Source organism: Pseudomonas putida (genome assembly GCF_028682395.1).
Classification (GTDB): Bacteria; Pseudomonadota; Gammaproteobacteria; order Pseudomonadales; family Pseudomonadaceae; genus Aquipseudomonas; species Aquipseudomonas putida_AB.
Window position 1 is genome coordinate 65497 of record NZ_JANHLC010000008.1, and the last position, 13973, is coordinate 79469.

Annotated in this window: 13 protein-coding genes; 7 read left to right on the forward strand and 6 right to left on the reverse strand. The window is 60.9% G+C overall.

The genetic code is table 11. The features are described from left to right. Positions 1-90: 90 nt before the first annotated feature. The 3 genes from NPS46_RS18535 to NPS46_RS18545 all read left to right on the forward strand — a co-directional run bounded on the left by NPS46_RS18535 (position 91) and on the right by NPS46_RS18545 (position 2904). Positions 91-1035 carry an ornithine cyclodeaminase family protein gene (locus NPS46_RS18535; RefSeq protein WP_274109686.1) on the forward strand — a complete coding sequence of 315 codons (945 nt, stop codon included), beginning with the start codon at positions 91-93 and terminating at the stop codon, positions 1033-1035. 35 nt (positions 1036-1070) lie between these two features. Continuing rightward, the gene (locus NPS46_RS18540) at positions 1071-2201 is read left to right on the forward strand and encodes an NAD(P)/FAD-dependent oxidoreductase (protein ID WP_274109688.1); all 1131 of its coding nucleotides are present in this window, start codon (positions 1071-1073) and stop codon (positions 2199-2201) included. Between the two features lie 73 nt (positions 2202-2274). After that, a complete protein-coding gene (locus tag NPS46_RS18545) occupies positions 2275-2904 on the forward strand; it encodes a helix-turn-helix transcriptional regulator (protein WP_274109690.1) in 630 nt (209 codons plus the stop codon). A 42-nt stretch (positions 2905-2946) separates the two neighbouring features. Here the strand turns inward: NPS46_RS18545 and NPS46_RS18550 are convergent, their stop codons facing one another. From NPS46_RS18550 to NPS46_RS18575, 6 genes are all read right to left on the reverse strand, one after another. Continuing rightward, on the reverse strand, positions 2947-3726 hold the full coding sequence (locus NPS46_RS18550; protein ID WP_274109692.1) for an ABC transporter substrate-binding protein: 780 nt from the start codon (positions 3724-3726) through the stop codon (positions 2947-2949). Between the two features lie 229 nt (positions 3727-3955). Next, on the reverse strand, positions 3956-4408 hold the full coding sequence (moaE, locus tag NPS46_RS18555) for a molybdopterin synthase catalytic subunit MoaE (RefSeq protein WP_274109694.1): 453 nt from the start codon (positions 4406-4408) through the stop codon (positions 3956-3958). Between the two features lies 1 nt (position 4409). Beyond that, positions 4410-4655: a MoaD/ThiS family protein gene (locus tag NPS46_RS18560; RefSeq protein ID WP_274109696.1), complete on the reverse strand. Its 246-nt coding sequence runs from the start codon at positions 4653-4655 to the stop codon at positions 4410-4412. Further along, on the reverse strand, positions 4652-5125 hold the full coding sequence (gene moaC, locus NPS46_RS18565; protein ID WP_274109698.1) for a cyclic pyranopterin monophosphate synthase MoaC: 474 nt from the start codon (positions 5123-5125) through the stop codon (positions 4652-4654). Before moaC ends, NPS46_RS18560 begins: the two co-directional genes overlap by 4 nt. Before the next feature lie 109 nt (positions 5126-5234). After that, positions 5235-6629 carry a PhoH family protein gene (locus tag NPS46_RS18570; protein WP_274109700.1) on the reverse strand — a complete coding sequence of 465 codons (1395 nt, stop codon included), beginning with the start codon at positions 6627-6629 and terminating at the stop codon, positions 5235-5237. Positions 6630-6982: 353 nt separating this feature from the next. Beyond that, complete coding sequence (locus NPS46_RS18575; protein ID WP_274109702.1) at positions 6983-8104, reverse strand: polysaccharide deacetylase family protein; 1122 nt, start codon at positions 8102-8104, stop codon at positions 6983-6985. 176 nt (positions 8105-8280) lie between these two features. On the opposite strand from NPS46_RS18575, the gene yaaA reads away from it, so the two are divergent. From yaaA to NPS46_RS18595, 4 genes are all read left to right on the forward strand, one after another. Beyond that, the gene (gene yaaA, locus NPS46_RS18580; protein WP_274109704.1) at positions 8281-9060 is read left to right on the forward strand and encodes a peroxide stress protein YaaA; all 780 of its coding nucleotides are present in this window, start codon (positions 8281-8283) and stop codon (positions 9058-9060) included. An 809-nt stretch (positions 9061-9869) separates the two neighbouring features. After that, complete coding sequence (locus NPS46_RS18585; protein WP_274109705.1) at positions 9870-11186, forward strand: nucleotide sugar dehydrogenase; 1317 nt, start codon at positions 9870-9872, stop codon at positions 11184-11186. 68 nt (positions 11187-11254) lie between these two features. Next, positions 11255-12736: a mannuronan synthase gene (alg8, locus tag NPS46_RS18590; RefSeq protein WP_274109707.1), complete on the forward strand. Its 1482-nt coding sequence runs from the start codon at positions 11255-11257 to the stop codon at positions 12734-12736. A 53-nt stretch (positions 12737-12789) separates the two neighbouring features. Then, complete coding sequence (locus tag NPS46_RS18595) at positions 12790-13971, forward strand: alginate biosynthesis protein Alg44 (RefSeq protein ID WP_274109709.1); 1182 nt, start codon at positions 12790-12792, stop codon at positions 13969-13971. The last annotated feature ends 2 nt before the right edge of the window (positions 13972-13973 follow it).

Here is a 13973-nt window from a genome sequence, read left to right on the forward strand (position 1 = left end):
GTGGCGTTTTTTTTCGCCTGTCGATTGCGAGACAGAACAAAAAGTCCATAATGGACAAATTAGTTTATAATCCATCGACTGGAGCCCCTCATGTCCACGCCCCTCGTGATTGACCGCCAGCAAGCCAGCCAGCACCTGCAGCAGATCGACGTGCCGCAGATTCTGCGCAAGCTGTTCCGCGACCTGGCCGCCGGCAGCGCCGTGCAGCCGGCCCAGCAACTGGTGGAATTCCCCCAGGGTGGCGGCGACTTTATCAACTACCTGGGCGTGCTGGCCGAAGAGCGCGTCTATGGGGTCAAGACCTCGCCTTACATCGTGCGTGCCCAAGGGCCGCTGGTAACCGCCTGGACCCTGCTGATGTCCATGGAAACCGGCCAGCCATTGCTGCTCTGCGATGCCGGCGAACTGACCACCGCGCGCACCGCCGCAACCACCGCGGTCGCGGTCGATGCGCTGGCGCCGGCAACGGCCACGCGCTTGGCGATTATCGGCAGCGGCCCGGTCGCCCTGGCCCACCTGCACTATGTAAAAAGCCAGCGCGACTGGCAGTCGATCCATCTCTACTCGCCCAGCCTGGCGGGCAAAGGCAGCGAAGAACGGGCTCGTCTAAGCGCGCTGGATCCACGCCTGGAAATCGCCGCCAGCCTTGAGGCTGCCGTGCTCGACGCCGACGTCATCATGCTCTGCACCTCGTCGGCCGGGCCGGTGCTCGACCCACGCCAGCTGAGCAAGCCAGCGCTGATCACCTCCATCAGCACCAACGCCCCGCGCGCCCATGAGGTGCCACCCGTGAGCCTGGGCGACATGCAGGTCTACTGCGACTACCGCAAGACCACCCCGGGTTCGGCCGGCGAAATGCTGATCGCCAGCGCCGAACATGGCTGGGACAGCAGCGCCATCCAGGGCGACCTGGCCGAACTGCTCAGCGGACAAACGCCACGGCCGCAGTACAGCCGCTCGGTGTTCTTCCGCTCCATCGGCCTGGGCCTGGAAGACATCGCCCTGGCCAATGCCCTCTATCGCCTGCAAGCCTGAAGCCGGTTGCCATTGAACACCCCAGGAGATTTGGCATGAGCCAGGCAGACTTCATCATTATCGGCGGCGGTATTGCCGGCGCCTCCACCGGCTACTGGCTGGCCCCCCACGGGCGGGTCATCGTGCTGGAGCGCGAGTCTCATCCGGGCTATCACTCCACCGGCCGGTCGGCCGCACTCTACACCGCCGCCTATGGCACCCCGCAGGTTCGCTCCCTGACCCTGGCCAGCCGGGCGTTCTTCGATCAGCCACCAGCAGGTTTCAGTGAGCACCCGCTGTTGAGCCCGCGCGGTGAAATGACCGTGGACTTCAGCGGCGACCCGGTCGAGCTGAACAGCCAGTACTTGAGTGCCAGGGCCAGCGTGCCGCAGATGCAGTTGCTCAGCGCCGACGAAGCCTGTGCACGCCTGCCGATCCTGCGGCGGGACAAGGTCCATGGTGCGATCTATGACCCCAGTGCCAGCGATATCGACACCGACGCCCTGCACCAGGGCTACCTGCGCGGCATCCGCCGCCAACAGGGCGAAGTGCACACCGACTGTGAAGTCCTGGGCCTGACGCGGGATGCCGAAGGCCTGTGGCAGGTGCGTACCGCCGAACAGGTGTTTAGCGCCCCGGTGGTGATCAACGCCGCCGGTGCCTGGGCCGACCAGATCGGGGCCCTGGCCGGGGCCCAACCTCTGGGGCTGCAACCCAAACGCCGGGCAGCCTTCATTTTTGCGCCACCTGAAGGCCTGGAATGCCATGACTGGCCGATGCTGGTCAGCCTCGACGAGTCCTTCTACATGAAGCCCGACGCGGGGATGTTCCTCGGCTCGCCAGCCAATGCCGACCCGGTCGAGCCCCACGACGTGCAGCCCGAAGAGCTGGACATCGCCATGGGCATCTACCAGATCGAAGAAGCGACCACCCTGACCATTCGCCGGCCGACCCGCACCTGGGCCGGGCTGCGCAGCTTTGTCGAGGACGGCAATCTGGTGAGCGGTTTCGATCCGCACGTCCCGGGGCTGTATTGGGTCGTGGGCCAGGGCGGCTATGGCATCCAGACCTCGCCAGCCATGGGTCAGGCCAGTGCCGCGCTGGTGCGGGGCGAACCGCTGCCCGAGTCACTGCGTGAATTCGGCCTGAACGCCCAGATGCTCGGCCCCGCCCGCCTGCGCGGATGACGTGTCGCCGCGCTTGCGGCACACTGGCGGCGCCCTTGTCCAAAGGGCGCTGATATCGCCCGGAGAAACCGCCATGCCCCCTGGACAAGACCCTGCCCTGGATAACTTCCGCGCGATTGCCGATGCCATCGCCACGCTGTTTTTTCCCCACGCCGAAGTGGTGCTGCACGACCTGCGCACGCAAAAGGTCGACTACATCGCCAACAATATTTCCAAACGGGAAATCGGCGACGACGCGGCCCTCGACGATATGCTCAGCGAGGACATCAGCGACCGGAATATCGGCCCCTACGAAAAGCTCAACTGGGACGGCCAGAAGATTCGCAGCGTCAGCACCGTGCTGCGTGACAGCCAGGGCACGCCGCAGGCGGTGCTTTGCCTGAACCTGAACATCTCGCTGTTTGAAAGCGCCAAGGCGGCGCTGGACCTGTTTCTTTCGCCCAGCAAACTGATCCCCCAACCCGACGCGCTGTTTCGCGATGACTGGCAGGAGCGGATCAATACCTTTCTCAACAGCTGGCTGCGTCAGCGCCAGATCAGCCTGAACCTGCTGACCCGCGACCATAAGCGCGAGCTGGTACTAGCCCTGCATGCCGAAGGCGCATTCAAGGGCAAGAGCGCGGCCAACTATGTGGCGAACGTACTGGGGATGGGCCGGGCAACGGTGTACAAACACCTGAAGGAATTGAAGGCCCAAGACTGATCATGGGCAACCCCTCGCGGGCCTGCCCATGGCGGCGAGCTATCAGTCGCCGTAGATATCGGACTTGAAGTACTTGGCCTGGATCTTCTGATACTCGCCATTGGCGCGGAGATCGTCGATGGCCTTGTTCAACTGGCCGACCAGCTCGGTATTACCCTTGCGTACCGCGATTCCGGAACCTTCGCCCACATAATGCGGATCCTTGAGTTCCGGACCGACAAAGGCGAAGTCCTGGCCACGCGGCGTTTCCAGGAAACCCTGCTCCAGCGGAATGGTATCGGCGAACACGCCATCCAGTCGGCCGGAAGCCAGGTCCATAAAGATCTCTTCATTACTGCTGTAGCGCACCGCCTCGATCCCCTTGGGCACCAGTACTTCGGTGACATAACGATCGGTGGTCGTGGCACGCTGTACGCCGATGCGCTTGCCCTTGAGGTTGGCGTAGTCGTTGTCCACCACCGCGCCCTTCTTCATCGCCAGCCGGGCCGAGGTGAAGTAGTACTTGTGGGTGAAGTCGACGGATTTCTTGCGCTCCTCGGTGATGGTGATCGAGGACAGGGCCGCGTCGATTTTCTTGACCTTGAGCGACGGAATCAGCCCGTCGAACTCCTGCTCGGTCCAGACGCACTTGACCTGCATCTGCGCGCAGAGGGCATTGCCGATGTCGTAGTCAAAACCGGCAATCTTGCCTTCCGGGGTCTTGAACGCGAAGGGCGGATAGGCCGCCTCGATGCCGAGGCGCAGGGTCTGTTCGGCGGCCAACAGGTTCGTACTGGCGAACAGACTCAGGGCCAGGCCGCTGATCAGGGTGAACTTCTTCATGCTGGGGCTCCCGCTCGTTATTGGAGGTGTGTGGCTAGACAGAAGAAAGAAGAGAAAACTCTTTTTTGTACTTATAAATCCATATTGGACTTTTACGTACAAACCGTCAACGCACACCCGTCGCCCCGGATCCCGTCGGCGCCAGCATCCAGGCGAACACTTCAAGCGGCCCGCAACGCCCGCCAGCACGCGGGCGTCTAGAGGGAGCGGTAAGTCTTAGAGATTGGGCTTATTTTTCCCAGCGCTGCTGCGCCGCCTGATCGCTCGCGCGCCCCTCGACCCAGCGCGGGCCTTGGGCGCCGGTTTCCTTTTTCCAGAACGGGGCGCGAGTCTTGAGGTAATCCATGATGAAGTTGCAGGCGTCGAAAGCCGCCTGGCGATGGGCACTGGCCACGCCGACAAAGACAATCGGCTCACCCGGCTCCAGGCCGCCGATACGGTGCACAATCTCCAGGCGCAGCAGCGGCCAGCGCTGCTCCGCTTCCTCGGCAATCTTGCCAAGGGCTTTCTCGGTCATCCCCGGATAATGTTCGAGGAACAACCCGGCAACGTCCTGGCCATCGTTGAAGTCGCGCACATAGCCGACAAAACTCACCACCGCGCCAATCCCCAGGTTGGCCGCATGCAACGCATTGACCTCGGTCCCCGGATCGAACGGCACCGCCTGTACCCGGATCACCATTTCAGCCTCCGGTCACGGTCGGAAAAAACGCCACTTCATCACCATCCCCCAACGGCTCGTCCAGCGCGCACAGCTCCTGATTGCGGGCACACATCAGGTTCTGCTCGGCCAATACCGCCCAGACCCCGCCACGCTGCAACAGGGCCTGGCGAACATCGTCAATGGTCGTAAACGCCCCGACCACCGACTCACTGTCCAGGCCAAGGGTTTCGCGATAGCGAGCGAAATACTGCACATCGAGCTTCATGCCGGCGTCACCTGGTAGTGACCACTTTTGCCGCCGCGTTTTTCCAGCAGGCAGACCGACTCGATGGTCATGCCCCGGTCCACGGCCTTGCACATATCGTAGATCGTCAACGCGGCGACACTGGCGGCGGTCAGCGCCTCCATTTCCACGCCCGTCTGCCCGGCGAGCTTGCAGCGCGCGATGATCCGGACGGCATCGACGCCTTCGGCGCTCAGCTCGACCTTGACGCTGGTCAGCATCAGCGGATGGCACAGGGGGATCAGATCGGAGGTCTTCTTCGCGGCCTGGATCCCGGCAATGCGCGCCACGGCAAAGACATCCCCCTTGGGGTGACCGCCGCTGACAATCATTTGCAGGGTTTGCGGCTGCATTCGCACCAGGGCTTGCGCCACCGCCTCGCGGGACGTCACCGCTTTATCGGTGACATCGACCATGTTGGCGCGGCCTTGGGAATCGAGATGGGTCAGCACGGTTGTTCCTCCAGATAGGAGAAACATTTAAGCAAGGGCAAGGGCAAGCGGCAAGCGAAGCGCGTGTCCGCCCTTCACTTGCCGCCTGCCGCTTACCGCTGGTTGCTGCTTATAGATGTGATTCGGCGTATTCGGCCAGGATCGACCGCGGCACCCCTTGCAGAGTGATATGCACGCCGTTGGGGAAGTCCTTGAAACGTTCGGTCAGGTAGGTCAGGCCCGAACTCGTCGCGGACAGGTAAGGGGTGTCGATCTGCGCCAGGTTACCCAGGCACACCACTTTGGAACCGGCGCCCGCACGGGTGATGATGGTTTTCATCTGGTGCGGGGTGAGGTTCTGGCATTCGTCGATCAGGATCAGGCTTTGCTGGAAGCTGCGCCCACGGATGTAGTTAAGGGATTTGAACTGCAACGGCACCTTGCTCAGGATGTAGTCGACGCTGCCATGGGTGTTTTCATCTTCCATATGCAGGGCTTCGAGGTTGTCGGTAATGGCCCCCAGCCAGGGCTCCATTTTCTCCGCCTCGGTGCCGGGTAGAAAGCCGATTTCCTGATCCAGGCCCTGCACACTACGGGTCGCGATAATGCGCCGGTAGCGCTTAGTGACCATGGTCTGCTCGATGGCCGCTGCCAGCGCCAGGATGGTCTTGCCCGAGCCCGCGGCGCCGGACAGGTTGACCAGGTGGATATCCGGATCAAGCAAGGCATACAGCGCCAGCGCCTGGTAGATATCACGCGGTTTCAGGCCCCAGGCTTCCTGGTGCATCAGGGGTTCCTGGTGCAGGTCGAGAATCAGCAGGTGGTCCGCGCGGATTTCCTTGATCCAGCCGACAAAACCCTGCTCGTCGATAATGAACTCATTGATATGCACCGCCGGCAGGTTGTCGATCAACTGCACCTGGTGCCAGGTCCGCCCGTGATCCTGGCGGGTCTCGACCTTGCTGACACGATCCCAGAAGGAACCGCTCATGGTGTGATAGCCATTGGGCAGCAGGGAGACATCATCGACCAGTTGGTCGGTGCTGTAGTCCTCGGCGGCAATCCCGCAGGCACGCGCCTTCAGGCGCATATTGATGTCTTTGGTCACCAGCACCAGCGGCAGGTCCTTCTCGCGCGCGTGCAGGTCGATCAACTGATTGATGATGATGTTGTCGTTCAGGTGCTCGGGCAACAGCGTATTGGGGTCGCCGCGCTTACTCATCAGGATCGACAGCAGCCCCTTGGGACCGCTTTTTCCGCGCTGGATCGGCACGCCCAGTTCGACGTCCTCGGGCGAGGCGTCCCCCAGGGTCTTGTCGATCAGGCGGATCGCCTGGCGGCATTCGGCGGCAACGCTGTGATGGCCACTCTTGAGCTTGTCGAGTTCCTCAAGGACCGTCATCGGGATGGCAACGTGGTGTTCTTCGAAGTTCAGCAGCGCGTTTGGATCGTGAATCAATACATTGGTATCGAGCACATAAAGGATTGGCTGGTTGGAAGAAGGGGCGCGTCCGTGATCATCCATACTCGGTCACCTTTGTGGGAGCCAGGTCGACGCAATACCTGAACGGTGCTGCGCCGCGAAGTGACCGTCGAAACCACCTGGAGGGGTCAGGTGAGCTGCACACAAAGTGGGTCTTGAAAGACGCCACCTGTGTCGCAGGTTTCGGCGGTCTGACTCCGTAATACCGCAAAACAGATGACAGGAATAAGCACTTTGACGCTTTTTTGAAGTTTATTTTTCAGGCTGACGAATAGCCCTTGGCGAGCCCGGCCAGCACCGTTAAAGTCAGAAGTCCGCCAGCATCGAAATATCCGAAAAAATCCCCCCGAAATAGCCCTGCACCCAGCAAAAGCGGGCCCTGGCTCACAACCCGGTTAAAAACCCGCCGTACACTTCTGCCAGCCGATACCACTCTGGGCGGTGCTCTTGAGCAACCAGGGCAAGGCACCGCGCGCGCGCTCCTGGCCGTCATGGAAAACCACCACGCCATGCCGCCACAACAGCATCAGGGTCAACACCCGTTGCCCGGCCTGCTCGGCACTGAGTTTGCCGGAAGCATCCTGCGAATCGATGTTCCACAAGGCCACCTGCACGCCCTGGGACTGGAAAAAACCTTCGGCATCGCTACGGCGCTGGCCATAGGGTGGCCGGAACAGCGGGACATAGCTGTCCGGCACGACACTGCGCGCCAGCGCCACACTGCGCAGAATCGAGGCCTCCCAGTCCTGCCAATGGCTGTGGGAACGATACTGCCAGCCCTGCACGCCCACGCACTGGTGCGCATACAGTTCACGCACCGCGCCCACCGAGCTTTTGTCCACGCGATTCTGCAAGGCGTCGCCCAACACAAAGAAGGTCGCGCTGAGCTTCTGCTTGCGCAGGTAATCGACCATCCAGTCTGTATTGCCCAGCATCGGCCCGGGGCCGCCATCGAAGGTCAGTACAAAGAGCCGGTCGTTCAAGTCGGTGCCATTGCGCTCATAGTCGCCGTAGCGTTCGATCTCGCTGCTGACCTGGGGAAACAGCGCAGCCTGGCGCAGTTGCTCATCCAGGTAGCGTTCGTGAAACAGGCGGCTTGGCTCGGCCCAGTTGAAATAGAAGGAGTCGGCGCCCACTTCGAACTTGCCGGCCTGCTCACGCAGGGTGTTGATGTCCTCGACGTAATAGCAGAACGAGGCGTCCTGCTCACAGCTCTGCTGGGCCAGGTCATAGTTGGCCAGCAGGCGCGCCCACCAGCGCTGACGCAGGTGGCTGATGGAGGGCAGGTTGATGCTCTTGAGGCCAAGACGCTGTTTGAGCTCGGTCTCATCCAGGGCTTCGCTGGCGAGCAGGGCCCGGGCAAACATCAAGATCTCCGCCCGCGACGCGACATCGAACAGCGCCGGCGTGTCCAGGGCCTCTGGCCAGGTGCTGCGGTCCAGGGTCGCTGGCTCGCCAGGTGCCGCCAGGCTGGCGAAGCTCCATAGCCAGGCACAGAAGAAAAGAGCAATGCGCACGGTAACCACCTCCATAACCTAACCCGCGGCGCACTATACCTTGATCGCCGCCCGCCGCCGCTACGGCCCGCCCATCGCCTTTGTGACACAGAACGTCGGTCCGGCTATCGGCATCATAGGTGGAGTCAAAGCGCGCCAACCCCTAGAATCCCCCGACGATCAAAGGAGACGACTGCATGCTGATGGTGATTTCCCCCGCCAAGACCCTCGATTTCGAAACACCGCCGGTGACCGAGCGCTTCACCCAGCCGCAGTACCTCGACCATTCGCAGGAACTGATTCAGCAACTGCGCGAGCTCAGCCCCACCCAGATCAGCGAGCTGATGCATGTTTCCGACAAGATCGGCGGCCTCAATGCCGCGCGTTTCGGTAGCTGGACGCCGGCCTTCACCCCCGAGAACGCCAAGCAGGCCTTGCTCGCCTTCAAGGGTGACGTCTATACCGGGCTGAACGCCGAGGACTTCAACGAAGCCGATTTCGAGTTCGCCCAGAACCATCTGCGCATGCTCTCCGGCCTCTATGGCCTGCTCCGTCCGCTGGACCTGATGCAACCCTATCGTCTGGAAATGGGCACCAAACTGGCCAATGCCCGGGGCAAGGATCTTTACGCCTTCTGGGGCACACGCATCAGCGAATGGCTGAACGAGGCCCTGGCCGAGCAGGGCGACGACGTACTGCTCAACCTGGCCTCCAACGAGTACTTCTCGGCGGTCAAGCGCTCGACCCTGAACGCACGGATCATCAATACCGAGTTCAAGGACCTGAAAAACGGCCAGTACAAGATCATCAGCTTTTATGCCAAAAAGGCCCGGGGCATGATGAGCCGCTTCGTGATTCGCGAACGCCTCAACGACCCGGCGGCCCTCAAGCAGTTCGACGAGCAGGGCTATCGCTTCAGCGCCGAGCAATCGAAACCTGACAGCCTGGTGTTTCTGCGCGATCACGCCCCTGAATGACCCCTCCCCGTACGCACCGGGTTGCCCTGACCCGGTGCATGCCGCAGCACCTCCCCGCCTTACCAGTCGCAAAAAAGCCAACTAATTGACGCCAAAATAGAGACGTATCAAGTCCCAGGTTTTTCGTCGCAAGAAAAATGTGACTTTTTTTCATAGTGGCACTTACTTTTTTACACCGTAGTGGCACTTAACTATCTAGCGCTGTTAACTCCCCGTTAATACAGGGCGAATCTTCAAGTGCTATCAATATGAAAGCATTGCCATCTTTGAAATAATTTCGAATTTTTTCAAAACACCTGATCAACCGTCAGGAACTATGCCCAAATCGGTTGCTCATACAACCGGTAACGATTCCTACAGAGCATGTGAGAAATTACTTACATAGAGGCAGGACGATTTAGCCAATAGCCCATGTGCCACAGGCTGAATTCGCCACCGGCTCAACTCAATCAAACAAGGACGGGGCATCGGTACCAAAATCCATCCCTGAAGATCGGACAAAACCCGACCTGAAAATCGTCTTTTTAAATGAGTTTTGTGTTCTAAAACAAGCTGATAGCCCTGGCAAAAGAGCCCGCTAGCAGCCGTAAATGCCGCTTCGCGATGAAGGCTGGCAACAATCTGGGGCATGCCCCCACTGACTGGCCAAGTTGCCGCACAACTTGAGCGCACTTATTTAAGCGCTCGGTACGTATATGCCTGCTCGCAAAGCCTTGACCTTAATTAGTCAAACTTACGAGCGCTCGAAAACAAAGTTTTTTAATTAACTTCGGCCAACTATTGGCGTGATTAATATAGAGGTGAACACGATGCGCATCAGCATATTTGGTTTGGGTTATGTCGGCGCGGTCTGCGCAGGTTGCCTGTCCGCACGGGGCCATGACGTGGTGGGCGTGGATATCTCCAAAGACAAGATCGACCTGATCAACAGCGGCAAATCGCCGATTGTCGAACCTGGCCTAGAAGCACTGCTGGCCCAGGGCATCGCCACTGGCCGCTTGCGGGGCACCACGGATTTCGCCGCGGCGATTCGCGACACCGACCTGTCCATGTTGTGCGTCGGCACGCCGAGCAAGAAGAACGGCGACCTGGAACTCAACTACATCGAATCGGTGTGCCGCGAGATCGGTTTTGTCCTGCGTGACAAAACCACCCGCCACACCATCGTGGTCCGTAGCACCGTATTGCCGGGCACCGTGAAGAACGTGGTCATCCCGATTCTCGAAGACTGCTCGGGGAAAAAGGCTGGTATCGATTTCGGCGTTGCGGTGAACCCGGAGTTCCTGCGCGAAAGCACCGCGATCAAGGACTACGACTTCCCACCCATGACCGTGATCGGCCAACTGGACGCAGCCAGCGGCGATGTCCTGCAAGCCCTCTACGAAGAACTGGAAGCGCCGATTATCCGCAAGGACATCGAAGTCGCCGAAATGATCAAGTACACCTGCAATGTCTGGCACGCGACCAAGGTCACCTTTGCCAACGAGATCGGCAATATCGCCAAGGCCGTCGGCGTTGATGGCCGTGAAGTGATGGACGTGGTCTGCCAGGACAAGACCCTCAATCTCTCCCAGTACTACATGCGTCCAGGCTTTGCCTTTGGCGGCTCATGCCTGCCCAAGGATGTGCGCGCCCTGACCTACCGCGCCGGTTCCCTGGACGTCGAGGCGCCGCTGCTCAACTCGCTGATGCGCAGCAACGAGTCCCAGGTGCAAAACGCTTTCGACATCATCGACAGCCATGACAAACGCAAAGTCGCCCTACTGGGCCTGAGTTTCAAGTCCGGCACCGACGATCTGCGCGAAAGCCCGCTGGTGGAACTGGCGGAAATGCTGATCGGCAAGGGCTTCGACCTGAGCATCTACGACAAGAATGTCGAGTACGCCCGTGTCCACGGGGCGAATCGGGACTACATCGAATCGAAGATTCCCCATGTCTCGTCCCTGCTCAACGCCGACTTCGAGGACGTGATCGAGCGCAGCGACATCATCGTGCTCGGCAACCGCGACGAGCGCTTCCGTGCCTTGGCCGAAAGCGCCCCCCAAGGCAAGCAGGTAATCGACCTGGTCGGTTTCATGGCCCGGGCGACCAGCGTGAGCGGACGTACCGAAGGAATCTGCTGGTAAGACAAAAGGCAGCGGCAAGCGCTACCCACTTGCCGCTTGTCGCTGCCGTCTGGAACTGGAATTCATTTATGCAAAGCCTCAAACACAGTCTTCTTCAAGCCGCCGGCTGGCTGTTCTATCTGAGCCTGTTGATGGGCCTCGCCCTGGCCTTGCCCCCGTCCGTCTTCGACTCCGAATCGAAGCAGTTTATTTTTCTGATCGGCGCCGTCGGTATCTGGCGCTACTCCATGGGCGCCATGCACTTTGTGCGTGGCATGCTGTTTCTCTATGTCGTGTATCCGCACCTGCGCCGCAAGGTACGCAAGCTGGGCAAGACGGCAGACCCGTCCCATGTTTTTTTGATGGTCACCAGTTTTCGTATCGATGCCCTGACCACCGCCCAGGTCTACAGCTCGGTCATCCGTGAAGCCATCGACTGTGGCTACCCCACCACGGTGGTCTGCTCCCTGGTCGAAATGTCCGATGAGCTGCTGGTCAAGAGTCTCTGGGCCCGCCTGAATCCGCCGGAGCGGGTCAAACTGGACTTTGTGCGCATCGCCGGCACCGGCAAGCGCGATGGCCTGGCCTTTGGCTTCCGGGCGATTTCGCGCCACCTGCCGGACGAGCGCGCCGTGGTGGCGGTGATCGACGGCGACACCGTGCTCGGCGAAGGCGTGGTACGCAAGACCGTGCCCTGGTTCCAGCTGTTCGGCAATGTCGGCGGCTTGACCACCAACGAATTCTGCGAAGTGCGCGGCAGCTACATCATGAGCCAGTGGCACAAGCTGCGCTTCGCCCAGCGCCACATCAACATGTGCTCCATGGCCCTGTCCAAGCGCGTGCTGACCATGACCGGGCGCATGTCGGTGTTTCGCGCCACCGTGGTCACCGACCCGGCCTTTATCGCCGATGTGGAAAGCGATTCGCTGCAACACTGGCGCCTGGGCCGCTTCAAGTTTCTCACCGGCGATGACAAGTCCAGTTGGTTCAGCCTGATGCGCCTGGGCTACGACACGTTCTACGTGCCCGATGCCGCGATCAATACGGTCGAACACCCGCCGGAGAAGAGCTTTCTCAAGGCCAGCCGCAAACTGATGTTCCGCTGGTACGGCAATAACCTGCGCCAGAATTCGCGGGCTCTCGGCCTTGGGGTCAAACGCCTGGGCCTGTTCACCAGCGTGGTGTTGTTCGACCAGCGCGTCTCGATGTGGACCTCGCTGCTGGGCCTGACCGTGGCCCTGCTCGCGACCTTCAAGTACGGCAGCGCTTTTATCCTGGTCTACCTGCTGTGGATCGGTATCACCCGCCTGATCCTGACCCTTCTGCTTGCCTGCTCCGGCCACCGGATCGGCCCCGCCTACCCGGCGATTCTCTATTACAACCAGATCGTCGGCGCACTGGTGAAGATCTACGTGTTCTTCCGCCTCGACCAACAGTCCTGGACCCGCCAGGACACCAAATTGACCCGTGACCTGGCCAGCTTCCAGCGCTGGTTCAACACCTGGTCGTCACGAACCATGACCTTTTCTGCCGGCAGCGTGTTTGTCGCCGTACTGCTGCTGATGGTCTGAAGCCGACCGACGACATGCGCCGACTTGCCTGAACACACGAGGAACGACACACGATGAACACTCACACCAACCCGGCCATCAACGCCAATGTGGTGCACGAATCCGAAGCCCAGCGCCAGCATGCCCGGGTCAAGATCCCGGCCAAACTGCGCTTCTTCGCCAGCGCCGGCCAGCCGCTGGAAGTTCGGGTCCAAGACCTGTCCGCCGGCGGCCTGAGCTTCAACGCCCCAGGCCAGCCGCTGACCGTGGGTGAGGTGCACAAAGGTCGCCTGCAGTTTGTGATCGATAACCTGGGCCTGGCCATGGACGTGGAGTTGCAGGTGCGTTCCTACGACCGCCAGAGCGGTCGCGTCGGTTGCCAGTTCCAGAACCTGGAGCAGCAGGATATCGCCACCCTGCGCCATCTCATCACCTCCCACCTGAGCGGCGATATCGTCAGCATGGGCGATGTCCTGGCGACCCTGCAGCGTGACAACTTCACCAAGGCGCGCAAGGTCAAGGACGGCGGCAGCGGCATGACCCCCTTCGGCCGTCTACGGGCCGTGACCTTCAGCCTGGGGATCTTTGTCGTCGGCCTGGCCGCCTTCGGTTTTATCTTCAAATCGGTGTACGGCATGTACTTTGTCAGCCACGCCCAGGCCGCCCTGGTCAGCGTGCCCGGAATGAACGTCACCATGCCCCGCGACGGCACCGTGCAAAGCCTGATCAAGGCCGATGGCGTGGCGGCCAAGGGCGCACCGCTGGCGACGTTCAGCACCAGCATGCTTGATGTGCTCAAGGGCCATCTGGACGAAGACCAACTGGCCCCCGCCAAGGTCGAGGAGCTATTCGGCAAGCAGATGACCGGCACCCTCACCTCGCCCTGCGACTGCACCGTGGTCCAGCAACGCGTGGCCGACGGCCAGTACGCCAGCAAGGGCGATGTGATCTTCCAACTGGTGCCGCGCAACAGCGAGGCCAATATCGACGCACGCTTCACCTATCGCCAATTCGCCGATGTACGCCCCGGCACCCGCGTCAACTTCCAGGTCGCCGGCGACGACGAATTCCGCCAGGGCCGCATCGTCAGCAGCAACAGCCTCAACAGTGACGATCTGTCGGCGGATATCCGCGTGCGCATCCAGCCCGACGAGCCGCTGGACAGCGCCCTGGCCGGACGGCCGGTGGAAGTGCACAGCGATCGCGGCCCATCCCTCGACTGGCTGATCGACAAAGCCATGGCCGCAGGTCTGTGACC